Below are 16,968 nucleotides of genomic sequence, written 5' to 3'. Positions count from 1 at the left end.
CTTATATCCATTTGGGGGGCCTTGGCCCCCCAATTTGTCTGGAGAATCCAAATGGCAAAAGAATTCAGCCGTTCTCAACGTGTTTCGCAGGAAATGCAAAAAGAGATCGCACTCATCTTACAACGCGAAATCAAAGACCCACGTGTTGGCATGGCTACCGTATCCGGTATCGAGCTGTCCCGTGATTTGGCTTACGCTAAAGTCTTTGTGACCTTCCTGAATGTGTTAACCGATAACGCAGACCCGGATACAGTTAAAAATGGCATTAAAGCACTGCAAGATGCCTCTGGTTATATCCGCACTCTGCTGGGTAAAGCGATGCGCTTGCGTATCGTACCGGAACTGACCTTCGCTTATGATAACTCATTGATTGAAGGCATGCGGATGTCTAACCTGGTGACTAACGTCATCAAAAATGATGTAGAACGTCAGGTTAATCCAGGTAACGACGAGGAGAAGTAATGGGGCGTCCACGTCGTCGCGGCCGTGACATTAACGGCGTTCTGTTATTGGATAAGCCGCTGGGCCTCTCCTCTAATGACGTTTTGCAGAAAGTAAAACGTCTCTTTAGCGCTAACCGCGCAGGCCATACCGGTGCACTCGATCCACTGGCGACCGGTATGTTGCCTATCTGTCTTGGTGAAGCGACCAAATTCTCTCAATTCTTGCTGGATTCTGATAAGCGCTACCTGGTGGTTGCCCGTTTGGGCCAGCGCACAGATACTTCGGATGCCGAAGGTGCGTTAATCAGTGAGCGTGAAGTTAACGTCACTCAGGCGCAGATGGATGCTGCTCTGGATAGTTTCCGCGGCGATAGCCAGCAGATACCTTCCATGTATTCGGCACTGAAGCATCAAGGTAAACCGTTGTATGAATATGCCCGGCAGGGGATTGAAGTAGAGCGCGACGCCCGTAGCATTACCGTGTATGAATTGCTGTTTATCCGCTGGGAAGGCAATGATCTTGAGCTGGAAATTCATTGCTCAAAAGGTACCTACATTCGCACTATTGTTGATGATTTGGGTGAATTATTAGGCTGTGGGGCACATGTTAGCTATCTGCGTCGTTTGCAAGTGGCCGCTTACCCAAGTGATCGCATGGTGACTTTAGAGCAGTTGACTGCCATAGTTGAAGTGGCACAGGCAGAAGAGCGCTCACCAAATCCAGAGCTGGATTTACTGTTGCTACCGATGGACAGTGCAGTATTAAACTTCCCTGAAGTCAATCTGTTACCTGCTGTTGCAGCCTATGTAAAGCAAGGGCAACCGGTGCATGTTGCTGGCGCGCCAAGCGAAGGTATGGTCCGTATCACTGAAGGCGAAGAGCGTAACTTCATTGGTATCGGCACTATCGCAGAGGATGGCCGTGTTGCACCCAAACGCCTGGTAGTAGAGGCGCAGGAAGATGCACTGTAGGCCATACTCTATATAATTCGAGTTGCAGGAAGGCGGCTACCTTGCGATTCCGCAGTGCAAAGAGTAGAATAGTGCGGCTTACATATTGGGTTGCTGAATTAGAGATCGGCGCCTGTTTTAATTTATCTATATATTTGGAGTTGTATCATGTCTCTAAGTGTTGAAGCGAAAGCTAAAATTGTTGCTGACTTCGGTCGCGGTACCAATGACACCGGTTCAAGCGAAGTTCAGGTTGCTCTGTTGACTGCTCAAATTAACCATTTGCAAGGTCACTTCTCCGAGCACAAAAAAGATCACCACAGCCGTCGTGGTCTGCTGCGTATGGTATCCACGCGTCGTAAGCTGCTGGACTACCTGAAGCGTGAAGATGTAGCACGTTATGCTTCCCTGATCGAGCGTCTGGGTCTGCGTCGCTAAGTCTGCGAGTTTCGGGAGAAAGGGGCCAAATTGGCCCCTTTTTTCTAAGAAGCAATGATAAAATACGTTAGTATATTGTTGTTGTTCTATAGGATTTGTCTACCCAATAGATTTCGAGATGTAGGAAGGCGGCAAGCGAAAGAGTCCCGATGAGCTTACATAAGTAAGTGATTCGGCTGATTGAACGCAGCCAACACAGCTACATATCGAAAGATGACGGGTATAAATAGGATCTTCCGGTGCAGAGGTTCGCGCGGCTAATGAGAGACTTTAACTCAATTAGAGTTAAGGATTGTCATTAGTCGCGAGGATGCAGTGTGAAGATATTAGTAACAGGTGGATGAGGTCGTCAATACGATCCGGCACCGCATAGTATAAGGATACTATTTTGCTGACTCCGATTATTCGTAAATTCCAGTACGGTCAACATACCGTTACCATTGAAACCGGTATGATGGCTCGCCAGGCAACGGCTGCTGTAATGGTAAGCATGGACGACACCGCAGTATTTGTGACTGTTGTTGGCCAAAAGAAAGCCAAGCCAGGTCAGAGCTTCTTCCCTCTGACCGTTAATTATCAGGAGCGTACTTACGCTGCTGGCCGTATCCCAGGTAGCTTCTTCCGTCGTGAAGGCCGCCCAAGTGAAGGCGAAACACTGACTTCACGTCTGATTGACCGTCCGATCCGCCCACTGTTCCCAGACAGCTTCTTGAACGAAGTGCAGGTGATTGCGACCGTTGTTTCTGTTAACCCACAAGTTAACCCAGACATCGTGGCACTGATTGGTGCCTCAGCGGTGCTGAGCCTGTCAGGTATTCCATTTAACGGCCCAATTGGTGCTGCTCGTGTTGGTTACATCAACGACCAGTATGTGCTGAACCCAACGACCGATGAGCTGAAAGAGAGCCGCTTGGATCTGGTTGTTGCCGGTACTGCTGACGCAGTATTGATGGTTGAATCAGAAGCACAGATTCTGTCTGAAGATCAAATGTTAGGCGCGGTCATCTTCGGCCACGAACAACAACAAGTTGTGATTGAGAATATCAACGCTCTGGTTGCTGAAGTTGGCAAACCTAAGTGGGATTGGCATGCAGAGCCAGTTAACGAAGCGCTGCACGCGCGTGTTGCTGAGCTGGCAGAAGCTCGTCTGGGTGATGCTTATCGTATCACTGAGAAACAAGAGCGCTATACTCAGGTTGATGCTATTAAAGCTGACGTCACTGAAGCGCTGTTGGCACAAGATGAATCTTTAGATGCTAGCGAGATTCATGACATTCTGGGCGATGTTGAGAAAAACGTCGTTCGTAGCCGCGTATTGCGTGGCGAGCCACGTATCGATGGCCGCGAAAAAGACATGATCCGTGGTCTGGATGTGCGTACTGGTGTATTGCCACGTACCCATGGTTCTGCGTTGTTCACCCGTGGTGAAACTCAGGCGCTGGTTACTGCAACACTGGGTACTGCCCGTGATGCGCAAAATATTGATGAGCTGATGGGTGAGCGTACTGACTCATTCCTGCTACACTATAATTTCCCTCCATATTGTGTTGGTGAAACAGGTATGGTTGGTTCACCTAAGCGTCGTGAGATTGGCCATGGCCGTCTGGCGAAACGTGGTGTACTGGCAGTAATGCCAAGCCCGAGCGAGTTCCCTTACACTGTTCGTGTGGTTTCTGAAATCACCGAGTCTAACGGTTCTTCCTCAATGGCTTCTGTTTGTGGTGCTTCTTTGGCCCTGATGGATGCAGGTGTGCCAATTAAAGCCGCTGTTGCGGGTATCGCGATGGGTCTGGTTAAAGAAGGCGAAAACTTTGTTGTTCTGTCTGATATTCTGGGTGACGAAGATCACTTGGGCGACATGGACTTTAAAGTGGCCGGTAGCCGTGACGGTATTACTGCACTGCAAATGGACATTAAAATTGAAGGTATTACCCGCGAAATCATGCAGGTGGCTCTGAACCAGGCCAAGGGTGCGCGTCTGCACATTCTGGGTGTTATGGAACAGGCTATCAGCACACCTCGTGGTGATATCTCTGAGTTTGCTCCACGTATCTACACCATGAAAATCAATCCTGAGAAAATCAAGGATGTGATCGGTAAAGGTGGTTCTGTGATTCGTGCGCTGACTGATGAAACTGGCACTACCATTGAAATCGAAGATGATGGCACCATTAAGATTGCAGCAACCGACGGCGATAAAGCGAAACACGCTATCCGTCGTATCGAAGAAATCACTGCTGAAATCGAAGTGGGCCGTATCTATGCGGGTAAAGTAACTCGTATCGTTGATTTCGGTGCATTTGTGGCAATCGGCGGCGGTAAAGAAGGTTTAGTTCATATTTCTCAAATCGCTGACAAGCGTGTAGAGAAAGTGACTGACTATCTGCAAATGGGCCAAGAAGTGCCAGTTAAAGTAATGGAAGTTGATCGCCAGGGCCGTATCCGCCTGAGCATCAAAGAAGCCACTACTCCTGACGCAGAAGCTCCGGCACCAGAAGCAGCAGAGTAATAAAGTATTCCATAGCTCCTTACCTCTGGTGAGGGGCTGTGTTATCTCGAGGGCAGGATGCTCTTGTGTTAAACAAATGGATGAAAGGATATTTATCCAATGTTTGTCTTCGGGAGTAGGAAATGAAGCCTTTCTTGCGCTGGTGTTACGTTGCGACAGCACTCATGCTGGCAGGATGCAGCAACCATGATTGGCGTAAAGACGAGGTGTTGGCTATCCCGTTGCAACCTACGTTGCAGCAGGAAGTGATTCTGGCTCGCATGGAACAAATCCTTGCAAGTCGGGCACTTACGGATGATGAGCGCGCGCAGCTTTTATATGAGCGCGGAGTGCTGTATGATAGCCTCGGGCTACGGGCACTAGCGCGAAATGATTTTTCGCAAGCGTTAGCTATTCGTCCTGATATGCCAGAAGTTTTTAACTATCTGGGCATTTATTTAACGCAGGCAGGCAATTTTGATGCTGCCTATGAAGCGTTTGATTCTGTACTAGAGCTTGATCCAACTTACAATTACGCGCGTTTAAACCGGGGTATCGCTCTGTATTATGGCGGTCGACTCCCGTTGGCGCAGGATGATCTGCAGGCGTTTTATCAAGACGATCCAAATGATCCCTTCCGTTCGTTATGGCTGTATCTGGTGGAAAGAGAAATCGATCCCAAGGCGGCTGCAGTAGCGTTACAACAGCGCTATGAAAAATCGGACAGAGGGCAATGGGGATGGAATATTGTCGAATTCTACTTGGGCACGATCAGCGAAAAAACGCTGATGGAAAGGCTCAAGTCAGATGCAATGGATAACACTTCGCTCGCTGAGCATCTCAGTGAAACTGACTTCTATTTAGGTAAACATTACCTAAGTCTGGGGGACAAGGACACCGCTTCGGCGCTGTTCAAACTGACGGTAGCTAACAACGTTCATAATTTTGTTGAGCACCGCTATGCATTGTTGGAATTGGCGCTTTTGGGCCAAGAACAAGACGACCTATCGGAATCGGACCAGCAATAGCTGACGAACAACTATTAGCCTGACTACCTTGGTTTTTACCAATGTTAATCACCCTAACAGGTGATGGCCTTTTTGTTCGTTTTATAATCTAATTTGAGCCGGTTCACACTTTTCAATGAAAATGACTGAAAATTTTCTCGACGAGTTATGTAGACTGGCTGCCATTATTAATGAGGCACGTGTACATGACTACTGAGCTTGAAACCTCTTTTGCTGATCTGGGGCTATCTGCTCCTATTCTTTCTGCTCTGACTGATCTTGGTTATGAAAAACCATCTCCTATCCAGTTGGAATGTATCCCACACCTGTTAAACGGCCGTGATGTTCTCGGCATGGCGCAAACAGGCAGTGGTAAAACAGCCGCGTTTGGTTTGCCGCTGTTACACAATATTAAAGCTGAGCTGAAAGCTCCACAGGTTCTGGTGCTGGCACCAACCCGTGAGTTGGCTATTCAGGTCGCACAGGCATTGTCTGATTTCTCTAAACACATTAATGGCGTCAACGTTGTAGCCCTTTACGGCGGCCAGCGTTATGACGTTCAATTACGCGCTTTGCGCCAGGGGCCACAAATTGTTGTTGGTACCCCAGGTCGTCTGTTAGACCACCTGAAACGCGGTACTCTTAACCTGTCCAACCTGAGCGGTTTAGTGTTGGATGAAGCAGATGAAATGCTGCGTATGGGCTTTATCGAAGACGTCGAAAACATTCTGGCGCAGATGCCGGCTGAACATCAGACCGCACTGTTCTCTGCGACTATGCCAGATGCGATCCGTCGTATTACCCGTAAATTTATGAAAGATCCACAGGAAGTCCGCATTCAGTCTAGCGTGACTACCCGCCCTGACATCAGCCAGAGCTTCTGGAGAGTGGGTGGCGGCTATCGCAAAAACGAAGCACTGGTACGTTTCCTGGAATCTGAAGACTTCGATGCAGCTATTATCTTCGTGCGTACCAAAAATGGCACACTGGAAGTGGCTGAAGCCTTGGAAAGTAGCGGTTATAACTGCGCTGCCTTGAACGGTGACATGAACCAGTCTTTACGTGAGCAGACACTGAACCGCCTGAAAGATGGCCGTCTGGATATTCTGATTGCAACTGACGTTGCGGCACGTGGTTTGGATGTTGACCGTATCAGCTTGGTCGTAAACTATGATATCCCTATGGATTCAGAGTCTTACGTTCACCGTATCGGCCGTACTGGTCGCGCCGGTCGTGCTGGTCGTGCGTTGCTGTTCGTTGAGAACCGTGAACGCCGTCTGTTGCAAAACATTGAACGCACCATGAAACTGACTATTCCAGAAGTTCAGTTGCCAAACCCCGAATTGTTGGGTGAACGTCGTTTAGCTCAGTTTGCTGCTAAAGTTGGCCAACAGCTGGAAAGCAGTGATTTGGACCTGTACCGTGCATTGCTGGCTAAGCTGCAACCAGAAGAAGAGTTTGATCTCGAAACCCTGGCTGCTGCACTGCTGAAAATGGCACAGGGCGAACGTCCTCTGATTCTGCCACCAGAAGCTCCGCGTCGTCCGCAGCGTGAATTCAATTCCCGTGATGACCGTGGTAGCGATCGTGGCCGTGATCGTGGTGACAGTCGTCGTGAGCCTCGCCCTGACAGCCGCGCTGACAGCCGTGATGGTGGTGAGCGTCCAGCACGTCGCGAACGTCGTGATGTTGGTGAGATGGAACTGTACCGCATTGAAGTGGGCCGTGATGATGGTGTTGAAGTTCGTCATATCGTTGGCGCGATTGCTAACGAAGGCGACATCAGCAGCCGTTACATTGGTAATATCAAGCTGTTTGCTTCGCATTCAACTATCGAGTTGCCAAAAGGCATGCCGGGCGAAATGTTATCTCACTTCACCCGTACCCGTATCCTGAACAAACCGCTGAACATGCAGTTGTTGGGTGATGCGCAGCCACATGAACGCCGTGAGCGTCCTGCTGGTGGTGCTGGTGCCGGTGGTGAGCGTCGTGGTGGTGGTGGCCGTTCATTCGGTGGCGAACGTCGTGATGGCGCAGCAGGTGCTCCTCCTCGTCGTTCATTCGGTAGTGACCGTGCTCCAGCCGGTGGTGGCGAACAACGTCGTGGCAACCGTGATGGTCAGCGCTCAGCAGCTCCGCGTCGTGAAGATGCGCCAGCGCCAGCAGCAGCACCTACTCGCCGTCGTTTTGGTGACGCATAAGTCTTAATCATTTCTGATGATTAAAAATAAAAACCAGCCCTTGGGCTGGTTTTTTTATGTCTATAATTTTGCTTCAGTTGGCGGGTTATAGGTGCTCAACAGCTTGTAACTCTGGCTGTAATCCGGCAACTATTTCAAATGAATATAGTCGTGCCTGATGGTCGAAAATCTGGCCATTCACCATCAATTCGTCAGCCTGGGTCTCCCGCAGTAATGACTGAAGCCCATGCCGCACTTTACTTTTATCACCAATAATAGATAGGCGTAGCGCCTGATCGACACCAAATTGTTCGGCGGGTGAGCAGATATTATCCATGTTTTCTACTGGTGGCGGTAGTTGACCTGGCGTGCCGCGGCGTAAATTGACAAATTGCTGCTGCATGGAGGTAAACAGGAAATGGGCATCGCGCTCGCTATCTGCGGCCACCACGTTCACACAAACGATAGCATAGGGTTTTGGCCATTGAATGGACGGCTTGAAGTTTTCCCGATAGAGCTTGAGCGCCTGGAATAACATATCTGGTGCGAAATGTGAGGCGAAGGCGAACGGCAGGCCCATGGCCGCAGCCAATTGAGCGCTATACAGGCTGGACCCCAGTAGCCACAATGGAACATGCAAACCCTGCCCAGGCACGGCTTGTACCGCTTGCCCCGGTTGTACTTCAGCAAAGTAGTTTTGCAGTTCGCCAACATCGGCGGGGAAGTTATCCACTTCACCGGACAGATGGCGGCGTAGTGCCATCATGGTGCGTTGGTCACTGCCGGGAGCACGGCCAAGGCCGAGATCGATACGGTCTGGGTAGAGAGAGGCGAGGGTACCAAACTGTTCTGCAATCACCAGTGGTGAGTGGTTAGGTAGCATGACGCCGCCGGAGCCGACACGGATGCTCTTGGTACCTCCGGCAATATAGCCAATCAGTACTGAGGTCGCCGCGCTGGCAATACCTGTCATGTTATGATGCTCAGCGAGCCAATAGCGGTGATATCCCCACTTTTCAGCATGTTGAGCCAGACTCAGCGAAGCATGAAAAGCCTCTCGTGGTGTCTTGCCTTGCGCTATCGGCGATAAATCAAGCACTGAAAGCGGAACTGTCTTTTTGTCAGTCATAGAATCGTCCATCTTAACCTTATGTCGAGTCGCTTGAAGGGCGAACGCACTAATTTATTAATCCAAACAGGGGGCTAGCCGCATTAATACGCACATAAGAAGCCACATACAGTGCGCGACTATCACCTATAAAAGCATAATCTAAATCGTGGTTTGGCAAGGGGGAATAAATGCGGCGGCAAAAGGATGATTGAAGCGATGAAAAAGAGAACGCCATGGACCCTACGATTCGTGGTAGTAGCTATATCGAGTGACTGGGTAAGAATGCCTGCGCATAGAGTGATACGGGCGTAGTGCTACGCCCGATGGGTTCTTATGACACCAATTCCAGCCCCGCGAGACGCCGCCAGTAGCCGTTACAGTCGGCTTTATCGGTCAAGATGAGTGGGCTCAATCCCTGCTCATTAGCCCGGAACTGCTCGATAACTGTCAGCGTATCTAGACCTTGCGGAGAGAGTCGCACGATATCCACTAATCCTTGCATGGAAATCAGTTCATTACCGAGGTTATAGCAGTAGCCACTTTGGGTTTGAATACCGTTTAGGATGAATACCTGTTGGTCTTCTTGTGATAATACCGGCCGCCCTTGTGGGTAGTTGATGCAGCAGGTTTCACACTCATCTTTGGCTCGGTCTTCTGAGCGCGCGGTGAAGCAACGGGCAGAATAAGCCAGCGGCAGGTGGCCGTAGCTCAATACTTCTACCTCAAACTGATTGCGGAACCCCAGCTCTTCGCACTGTTGCAGCACATTAACCAGCCAGTCACGTGATAGCTCAACCGGCATACACCAACGCATCATGCCCTGACGGTGTAAAATTCGCAGAGTATAAGCGTTGTAGCAATTCAGGGCATGGCCGGCAACAAAGGGTAAGCCACGTTCAGCGGCCATATTCACCGCCCCCAGGTCATTGGCTTCCAGCAAAAACTCACCGTTTTCCACATAACGCTTTAATTCATTCAACTCTGACGGTGCTTGCAGCAGCGCCAGTGTGGAAATTACCACCTGTTTGCCACTGGCAGCCACTTCTTTAGCTAGTGCCAACCAGTCACCCACCTTCATTTCACGGCGTTTGGTACAGACATTCTCACCGAGATAAATAATGTCGGCGCTGCTGTTGGCCGCAGCCTGGTAAAAGGTTTCGATATCAGTTTTTGGCCAGTAATAGAGTACTGCGCCTAAGGCGTACTTCATGTTTCCTCCGGCTACTGCCACTTACGATGATAAGCACCCAATGTAGTTTGAGTACCTTCGGACATTGCGCCCAGTTGTTCCATCCATTCCGCTTTGGCGACAAACTGCGAGGGGTTGGCCTGATAGCGGTCAATCGCCTGTCGCCAGACCTTGGCAACCTGGCTGACATAAGCTGGACTGCGTTGGCGGCCTTCAATTTTCACTGACGCAATGTTGGCAGCAAACAGCTCCGGTAATAACTCAAGCGTATTCAAACTGGTTGGCTCTTCCAACGCATGATAGCGCTGACCGTCCACCCGATAACGGCCTTTGCACAGGGTGGGATAACCGGCATTCTCATTATCTTCATAACGGTCGATCAGCACTTCATTAAGGCGAGACTCCATCCCCTGTGGGGTTTGCTGCCAGCGAACAAAGCGCGCTGGAGAGCAGGCTCCGACCGTATTGGGTGATTCACCGGTCAAATAGGAAGAAAGGTAGCAACGCCCTTCAGCCATAATGCATAAGCTGCCAAAGGCAAATACCTCCAGTGGCACCGGGCTGGTACGCGACAGTTGTTTCACCTGATGCATTGACAGTACGCGTGGTAAAACCACTCGCGCCACATCGAAATGACGTTGATAAAAGCGGATAGCTTCATCATTGGTAGCCGACGCCTGTACCGATACATGGCGCTCAACCTCCGGGTAACGTTCGGCGGCATATTCCAGCATGGCCAAATCAGCCAGGATCAGGGCATCCGCCCCAAGCTGTGCCGCCATATCCACCGCCCGCTGCCAGCGGGAATAACCGTCAGGGTGGGCGAAGGTGTTAATGGCGATATGCAGTTTACGTTTGCGGCTATGAACGTAATTGACCGCTTCCTGCAACTTTTTATCGGTGAAATTGAGGCCAGCGAAATGGCGGGCGTTGGTATCATCTTTCAAGCCAATATAAACCGCGTCGGCACCATTATCGATGGCGGCCTTTAATGCGGGTAAGTTGCCGGCAGGACAAAGCAGCTCCATAGAGTTTTCCTGAATGAGTCAACGGCTCGCCTTGCTGAGGTTACCGCTGGCAATTATTGTTCCCCATCCGAAGATGATATTCGTGGCGATGAAAATTTTATCGAGTGGCGATTCTAGTTAACCTGCTCCACCCGGACCTTGATTTAAGGCAGTTTCTTTGGCATTGGTGTCATTCTTCTGATATTTAGCAATACTTTCAGCGATAACTTGGTGCAAAATTTATCGATATAACGCGCTTTCCGGTTTTGCTAATGTGGCAAAATAGAACTTTATTTTATGCAGATTGATACCCAAAGTAATTGGAATTGCAGGTAGCCAACACCCCTGCGGCTTCAAGTACAAAGGGGATATCACCAAAAAGGAGTCTGCCTGTGTTGGGAGAACTACGAGCACGTCTGGTGCGTCAAGGGCCGGCGCTACTGCGGGGTCCGTTAAAATTGACCCCCTTTGCCTTAAAACGTCAGGTAATAGAGCAAGTGCTGGGGTGGCAACTTCGTCAGGCTCTGCTGGACGGAGAACTGGAATTTTTGGACTCCCGCTGGTTAAAGATTGAAGTGCGAGACCTCGCATTGCAATGGTTTATGACAGTAGAACACGGTAGGCTGGTCGTAAGCCAACAGGCTGAAGCTGATGTGAGCTTTAGCGGTGATGCCAACGATCTAATTTTGATCGCTGCCCGTAAAGAAGATCCGGATACGCTGTTTTTCCAGCGCCGGTTACGAATTGAAGGGGATACCGAATTGGGTCTGTATGTCAAAAATCTAATGGATGCCATTGAGTTGGAGTCCATGCCAACACTACTGCGTGTTGGCCTGCAACAACTGGCTGAATTTATCGAGGCAGGTCAGCAAGAGGGTGCGGCGAGTGCTTCCCGTACATTAGCATCGTGCTGATCCGGGTTGAAATTCCGGTGGATGCGCCGGGGATCGACGCCCTGTTGCGTCAAGCCTTCAAGCAAGATGCAGAAGCCGAGCTGGTACAGCAACTGCGTGAAGATGGCTTATTGACGTTGGGTATCGTGGCAACTGACGATGAAGGCGGTGTGGTTGGTTATGCTGCATTCAGCCCGGTTGAGGTGGGGGGTGAAGACCGTCAATGGGTCGCACTGGCACCACTGGCCGTGGAGGAGGGGTTGCGCCGCCAGGGTTTGGCTGAAAAACTGGTCTACGAAGGGCTAGACTCTCTGAATGAGTTTGGCTATGCCGCTGTCGTGGTGCTAGGCTCTCCAGCCTATTATCAGCGTTTCGGTTTTGTACCAGCGGCTCGTCATCAATTGACCTGCCGTTGGCCCAGTACTGAAGAGGCTTTTCAGGTTTATGCGTTGGCGGAAGATGCACTGGCGGGTGCTGATGGTGAAGTGGTGTTCTCTGCCCCGTTTAATCGCTTTTAACGCCAGGTAACGATAGCAACGAAGAAGGCTGGCTAATTACCAGCTTTTCTTTTTGCTGCTTATTGAGTTGCTTCACCCGATATTCTAACTTCAATGCTGTCGATCTATCCCCTGCCTCACACTGAAATACCAAGGTTAACTCACCTTTCCCTCGCAGCGCTTTCGCGCCTTTCCCTACCTGATGTTGGGCCAATCGCCGTGTTACATCTGTGGTGATACCGGTATAGAGCATGCCAGTGGGGGTGCGCAGTAGATAGAGATACCATAGGCTGTCCGACATAATTTTATTCCAGTCCGGGGGTAGCGGTGCGGAACATTATTACCGGAATCAGCTGCGGTATCCTGATTTTTTTATCGACTGGCACCTGATTGGTTAAATATGCGGGGGAAGTGACCTTCCACCCGCAGGGTTATGGCTAGTTATTTGGTTTTTGCTGCAAACTCAAAGCGTGGTGAAACCAAACCGTACAGTGTCCAACCAAGGAAGGTAACAATCGCACCCCATGTCATGGCTTCTTGCCCTGAGCTGTAAAGCGCATAGAAGCTATACATCGCACCAATGAAGGCAATGATATTGGCTTTACGCGCTTTGGCTGGTGGCACATTGGCGGTTTTCTGGATAATGACCAGCGCTGCCATCGACAGAATATAAGGGATAATATTGGTGACTACCGCCAGATTGACCAGCACGTTGAACTGTTTGTTCAGTGACGGGCTAATGGTCATCAGGGACAGCACACTCTGGATGACAACAATGGTCAGCATCCCTTTGATGGGTGCATCGGCTTTACTGACTTTTGAGAAAATTTTCGGGAAGAAGCCTTCATCAGCAGAGGATTTGAATACCTGAGCGATGGTGAACTGCCAACCCAGTAATGAACCCACGCAGGACATGATCATCAATGCCATGATGATTTTACCGACCGCAGGGGTGAACATATAAGCGAACGCCAGGCCAAACGGCGCTGTAGAGTTAGCCAAATCCATATTTGGTACGATACCGGCAATCACGTTGGTTGAGATGATATAGATAACCGCTGCACCTAAAGTCCCACCGAGTACGGCGATCGGAACGTTACGTTCAGGGTTTTCGACAGCATCAGTATTGGCACAAGCAGATTCCAGACCAAGGAAGGCCCACAGCGTCATTGAGATAGAAGAGCCGATGGCTTCAAAAGTGGGAACTGCATGTGGGTTCCAGGCCGCCATATAGGCTGAACCACTAAACCAGAACCAACCAACGATTGAGATACCGACCACTGGGATAATAACCCCCCAGATAGTAACACTACTGATCTGCCCGGTAATGCGCGCGCCACCAAAGTTAGCAACCGTTGCCAGCCACAGTACGCCAATAGTTGCAATACAAATACCCAGTGGTGTTAGTGTCGCTCCCAACAATTCAGTGCCGTAACCTACTGCTGAGATTGCAATGGCGATATTGGCAATCAACAGTGAAGCACCATAGGTGTAGTTCGCCATAAAGTTGCCAGATTTGCCGAACGCATATTCAGCATAGCCGCCCATACCACCGGATTTACGGCTGAACATCCCACATTGGGCGAAGGCATAGGCCAGTGCCATTGAACCTATTGCGGTGACTAACCATGAGACGATAGAGATTGTCCCGACTTCGGCGAGTTTGGTTGGCAGCATAATTATTCCTGACCCCATCATATTGACGGCGGTTAGAATTGTTAGCTGTACTACTCCCATCTTATTATTTGTTTTACTCATTTTTATTATCTCTTTTTTAATTTCAGAGACTGCAGGAATAATTTATTCCCGCAGGTTTGAGTTATTGGTGTCGTCAAATCCCTTTTTATTTGAAATTATAGCCTTGTTGGCGATTATCATTACTCGGTCCATCCTACTTGGACCACGCAAATAGAGTTGTCACCCGAATCACTTAATGTTAACCAGTGATTCGGGATTATTTCGTTTGCCGCCAGGCTGTAACGCCAACTAAATTGGGTATAAATTTATTATTGTTAACTTATTGCTTCATCATATAACCGTATGCACGGTTCCAACCATCTTCGTCGACTTGTAAATAAACGCCTTGTAACTCAGGCGCAAACCCTGGAAGTAAATTAATACTTTCTTCTAATGCCAGGAAATAACGCTGTGCAGCCCCCCCCCAAACTTCACCAGGGACTACACACAATACTCCCGGTGGGTAAGGAAGCGCACCTTCAGCAGCAATTCGACCTTCGGCTTTACACAATGGTACTAATTCGGCATGACCACGGACGAATTCAATATTGGCATCCTGTGGATTCATCATAACTTTAGGGAAATACTGTTTGCGGAACATCTCTTTCTGTAGCTGTTTAACATCATAGCTGACATAAAGGTCATGCATTTCCTGACATAATTTGCCAATAGTATAACCTTTGTAACGTGCTTCATTATTACGATACACAGTAGGTAATACATCGCTTAACATTGCATCTTCTTCGATGAAACGTTCAAAACGGGCAATTTGTGCGACCAGGTGCTGCATTTTCGCCAAGTCTTCTGCTGGCGTTAATAAGAATAGGATCGAGTTGAGGTCACATTTTTCTGGCACGATACCATTTTCGCGCAGGAAGTTAGCCAGAATGGTTGCTGGGATCCCTGATGCTGTATATTCACCAGTATTAGTATCAATACCCGGAGTGGTTAATAATAGTTTGCATGGGTCAACAAAATATTGTGACTCTTCATAACCTTCAAATGCATGCCATTTTTCGCCAGGAATAAAGTTAAAGAAGCGTAAGTCTTGTGCCATGGCATCGGTGTCATATTGCTGCCACAGTTTGCCATCAACTTCTACCGGTACAAAAGGCTTAATCATATTACAGGTATTCAAGATCATTTTACGTGCTTCAATACCGGTCTTAACACAATCAAGCCACATGCGTTGACCACTTTTGCCTTCATGCATTTTTGCGTTAACATCTAAAGCAGCAAACAATGGATAGAATGGGCTGGTGGAGGCGTGTAGCATAAAGGCGTTATTAAAGCGTTTATGATTGCAGTAACGATCCTGACCTTTAATATGTTTATCTTTTTTATGAATCTGCGACGTTTGTGAGAAACCGGCTTGTTGTTTATGTACTGATTGAGTAACGATAATGCCCGGATCATTTTCATTCAGTTCAAGTAATAATGGTGAACAATCTTTCATCATTGGAATGAATTGTTCGTAACCTACCCAAGCAGAGTCGAACAGAATATAGTCACAAAGGTGGCCAATTTTATCCACAACCTGACGAGCGTTATAGATGGTGCCGTCATAAGTACCCAGTTGGATGATAGCCAGACGGAATGGGCGCGCTTCGTTAGCACGATCAGGTGCTACGCTACGGATTTGTTCACGCAGGTATTTTTCTTCAAAACAGTGGGCATCAATACCACCAATAAAGCCAAATGGGTTACGGGCAGTTTCCAGATATACCGGTGTTGCACCGGCCTGAATCAGCGCACCATGATGGTTGGATTTATGGTTATTACGGTCAAACAGCACCAGGTCACCACGCGCTAACAGCGCATTGGTAGCGACTTTATTAGAAGCAGAAGTGCCGTTCAGTACGAAATAAGTTTTATCGGCGTTAAATACTTTTGCTGCATGTTTTTGAGCATCACAAGGTGCGCCTTCATGAATAAGCAAATCACCTAATTTTACGTCGGCATTACACATATCAGAGCGGAAAATAGTTTCGCCGTAGAAGTCAAAAAATTGGCGGCCCGCTGGGTGTTTACGGAAGAATTGACCACCCTGATGACCAGGGCAAGCAAAGGTAGAATTACCCATCTCCACGTATTTCTTTAATGTACTAAAGAACGGTGGCAGCAGCTCTTTTTCATATTTTTCTGCGGCTGATTCCAGTTGTTTACCATAAAAATCAGTATTGTCACCACACAGTTCAAATACCCCATTTAAAGAGGGTAATACATCGGTATTCAACTCTTCTTCACAGCAGACAGCGGCAAAAATTGGAATCTCTAAACCCAACTCATGAATGCTATCAATTACACCATTATTAATGTCCTGAACTGAAAGCACCACGGCTGCAATATCAGTAAAATCGGTATGTAAAACATCTACGACTTCGCGCTGTGATTCAAAGCAAGGTATTGCCGATAAACTTGCCGCGATATTTAATTTTTTCATCATAAATTCTCTTTTATTTTAAGAGGCTATTTTACTTGTCACTTTGAGGTTGAGCAGTGCTCGAAATCCTCACGTAGCCATGATTTATAAGGTCATGGTGTACGCTCCGGTTTCCATGCGCTGGTCGCACTAAAATTGCCTGTGACAATTACGCCTACATTATTTGTTGGTTTATTTAAGTTAATTTCCATTAAATTTTTGGTATAGCAGTCCATATCAATGAAATAATATTCATTAATAGTCTTGGCTGCTTTCTGCGTAACACCGTGACTGAATTTCAGACGCAGTGATCCTCTGGTCATTTAGCATTAATGACAAAGGTGACAGTAAATTTTACAGGATAGCTATGTTTCTGCTGAAAGATGAATAACACAGGCTGAGTATCGATTGGTTAATAAAAACCCACAATCAGATAAACGTATAAATATAACCGAGTGTTAGTCTCTTCGGAGAAAGCAGACAATAGTTAACTCAACGTAAAGGTCGTAAACACTTTTCGCATTTGTTAAATATTGTGCATAGACAATGACTATCCAATAAAAGTGGATGTCATCGCAGGGAGGATGTTATCTATAGTGATAATA

16 protein-coding genes are annotated in these 16,968 nt (G+C 48.3%); 9 read left to right on the top strand and 7 right to left on the bottom strand.

Going from position 1 to position 16,968, the window contains the following annotated elements:
* Window positions 1–51 precede the first annotated feature (51 nt).
* From A6J66_014210 to A6J66_014180, 7 genes are all read left to right on the top strand, one after another.
* Entirely contained in the window at window positions 52–462 is a 411-nt protein-coding gene (locus tag A6J66_014210) for a 30S ribosome-binding factor RbfA (GenBank protein ID PNM25234.1), read from the top strand.
* The gene (locus A6J66_014205) at window positions 462–1,415 is read left to right on the top strand and encodes a tRNA pseudouridine(55) synthase TruB (protein PNM25233.1); all 954 of its coding nucleotides are present in this window, start codon (window positions 462–464) and stop codon (window positions 1,413–1,415) included. The genes A6J66_014210 and A6J66_014205 overlap by 1 nt, the downstream gene beginning before the upstream one ends.
* Window positions 1,416–1,562: 147 nt before the next feature.
* A complete protein-coding gene (locus A6J66_014200; protein PNM25232.1) occupies window positions 1,563–1,832 on the top strand; it encodes a 30S ribosomal protein S15 in 270 nt (89 codons plus the stop codon).
* Between the two features lie 388 nt (window positions 1,833–2,220).
* Entirely contained in the window at window positions 2,221–4,341 is a 2,121-nt protein-coding gene (pnp, locus tag A6J66_014195; GenBank protein PNM25231.1) for a polyribonucleotide nucleotidyltransferase, read from the top strand.
* Between the two features lie 122 nt (window positions 4,342–4,463).
* Window positions 4,464–5,348, top strand: coding sequence for a lipoprotein NlpI (locus A6J66_014190; GenBank protein ID PNM25230.1), 885 nt, complete (start codon window positions 4,464–4,466; stop codon window positions 5,346–5,348).
* A 115-nt stretch (window positions 5,349–5,463) separates the two neighbouring features.
* On the top strand, window positions 5,464–5,544 hold the full coding sequence (gene yrbN, locus A6J66_014185; GenBank protein PNM25229.1) for a protein YrbN: 81 nt from the start codon (window positions 5,464–5,466) through the stop codon (window positions 5,542–5,544).
* Complete coding sequence (locus A6J66_014180; GenBank protein PNM25228.1) at window positions 5,534–7,528, top strand: DEAD/DEAH family ATP-dependent RNA helicase; 1,995 nt, start codon at window positions 5,534–5,536, stop codon at window positions 7,526–7,528. The genes yrbN and A6J66_014180 overlap by 11 nt, the downstream gene beginning before the upstream one ends.
* Window positions 7,529–7,613: 85 nt before the next feature.
* Here A6J66_014180 and A6J66_014175 read toward each other — a convergent pair whose 3' ends face one another.
* From A6J66_014175 to A6J66_014165, 3 genes are all read right to left on the bottom strand, one after another.
* Window positions 7,614–8,636, bottom strand: a complete 1,023-nt coding sequence (locus A6J66_014175; protein ID PNM25227.1) for an MsnO8 family LLM class oxidoreductase — start codon at window positions 8,634–8,636, stop codon at window positions 7,614–7,616.
* 313 nt (window positions 8,637–8,949) lie between these two features.
* Entirely contained in the window at window positions 8,950–9,828 is an 879-nt protein-coding gene (locus tag A6J66_014170) for a U32 family peptidase (GenBank protein ID PNM25226.1), read from the bottom strand.
* Between the two features lie 11 nt (window positions 9,829–9,839).
* The gene (locus A6J66_014165; GenBank protein ID PNM25225.1) at window positions 9,840–10,835 is read right to left on the bottom strand and encodes a U32 family peptidase; all 996 of its coding nucleotides are present in this window, start codon (window positions 10,833–10,835) and stop codon (window positions 9,840–9,842) included.
* A gap of 371 nt (window positions 10,836–11,206) precedes the next feature.
* Here A6J66_014165 and A6J66_014160 point away from each other — a divergent pair, with 371 nt between their 5' ends.
* Together A6J66_014160 and A6J66_014155 are read left to right on the top strand one after the other, a co-directional pair.
* Window positions 11,207–11,728, top strand: a complete 522-nt coding sequence (locus A6J66_014160; GenBank protein ID PNM25224.1) for an SCP2 domain-containing protein — start codon at window positions 11,207–11,209, stop codon at window positions 11,726–11,728.
* Window positions 11,722–12,225, top strand: coding sequence for an N-acetyltransferase (locus A6J66_014155; protein PNM25223.1), 504 nt, complete (start codon window positions 11,722–11,724; stop codon window positions 12,223–12,225). The genes A6J66_014160 and A6J66_014155 overlap by 7 nt, the downstream gene beginning before the upstream one ends.
* On the opposite strand, the gene A6J66_014150 is transcribed toward A6J66_014155, so the two are convergent.
* The 4 genes from A6J66_014150 to A6J66_014135 form a co-directional block, all read right to left on the bottom strand.
* Window positions 12,212–12,505 (bottom strand): GIY-YIG nuclease family protein, encoded by a 294-nt coding sequence (locus A6J66_014150; protein PNM25222.1) that lies wholly within the window; start codon window positions 12,503–12,505, stop codon window positions 12,212–12,214. The two genes, A6J66_014155 and A6J66_014150, sit on opposite strands and share 14 nt — an antisense overlap.
* Before the next feature lie 140 nt (window positions 12,506–12,645).
* Window positions 12,646–13,962: a putrescine-ornithine antiporter gene (locus tag A6J66_014145; GenBank protein ID PNM25221.1), complete on the bottom strand. Its 1,317-nt coding sequence runs from the start codon at window positions 13,960–13,962 to the stop codon at window positions 12,646–12,648.
* A gap of 259 nt (window positions 13,963–14,221) precedes the next feature.
* On the bottom strand, window positions 14,222–16,384 hold the full coding sequence (gene speF, locus A6J66_014140) for an ornithine decarboxylase SpeF (protein ID PNM27020.1): 2,163 nt from the start codon (window positions 16,382–16,384) through the stop codon (window positions 14,222–14,224).
* A 92-nt stretch (window positions 16,385–16,476) separates the two neighbouring features.
* The gene (locus tag A6J66_014135) at window positions 16,477–16,686 is read right to left on the bottom strand and encodes a hypothetical protein (GenBank protein ID PNM25220.1); all 210 of its coding nucleotides are present in this window, start codon (window positions 16,684–16,686) and stop codon (window positions 16,477–16,479) included.
* Window positions 16,687–16,968: the final 282 nt, after the last annotated feature.

This window comes from Yersinia enterocolitica (assembly GCA_002082245.2).
Lineage (GTDB): Bacteria > Pseudomonadota > Gammaproteobacteria > Enterobacterales > Enterobacteriaceae > Yersinia > Yersinia enterocolitica_E.
Note: the sequence above shows the minus strand (reverse complement) of the source record. Positions and strands in the feature narration are given on the sequence as shown.

Coding starts and splice junctions, on each gene's coding strand:
- A6J66_014165 (PNM25225.1), bottom strand. CDS start 10,835: ATGGAGCTGCTTTGTCCTGCCGGCAACTTACCCGCATTAAAGGCCGCC.
- A6J66_014170 (PNM25226.1), bottom strand. CDS start 9,828: ATGAAGTACGCCTTAGGCGCAGTACTCTATTACTGGCCAAAAACTGAT.
- A6J66_014145 (PNM25221.1), bottom strand. CDS start 13,962: ATGAGTAAAACAAATAATAAGATGGGAGTAGTACAGCTAACAATTCTA.
- A6J66_014135 (PNM25220.1), bottom strand. CDS start 16,686: ATGACCAGAGGATCACTGCGTCTGAAATTCAGTCACGGTGTTACGCAG.
- A6J66_014210 (PNM25234.1), top strand. CDS start 52: ATGGCAAAAGAATTCAGCCGTTCTCAACGTGTTTCGCAGGAAATGCAA.
- A6J66_014150 (PNM25222.1), bottom strand. CDS start 12,505: ATGTCGGACAGCCTATGGTATCTCTATCTACTGCGCACCCCCACTGGC.
- A6J66_014175 (PNM25227.1), bottom strand. CDS start 8,636: ATGACTGACAAAAAGACAGTTCCGCTTTCAGTGCTTGATTTATCGCCG.
- A6J66_014180 (PNM25228.1), top strand. CDS start 5,534: ATGACTACTGAGCTTGAAACCTCTTTTGCTGATCTGGGGCTATCTGCT.
- yrbN (PNM25229.1), top strand. CDS start 5,464: ATGAAAATGACTGAAAATTTTCTCGACGAGTTATGTAGACTGGCTGCC.
- speF (PNM27020.1), bottom strand. CDS start 16,384: ATGAAAAAATTAAATATCGCGGCAAGTTTATCGGCAATACCTTGCTTT.
- A6J66_014190 (PNM25230.1), top strand. CDS start 4,464: ATGAAGCCTTTCTTGCGCTGGTGTTACGTTGCGACAGCACTCATGCTG.
- A6J66_014200 (PNM25232.1), top strand. CDS start 1,563: ATGTCTCTAAGTGTTGAAGCGAAAGCTAAAATTGTTGCTGACTTCGGT.
- A6J66_014205 (PNM25233.1), top strand. CDS start 462: ATGGGGCGTCCACGTCGTCGCGGCCGTGACATTAACGGCGTTCTGTTA.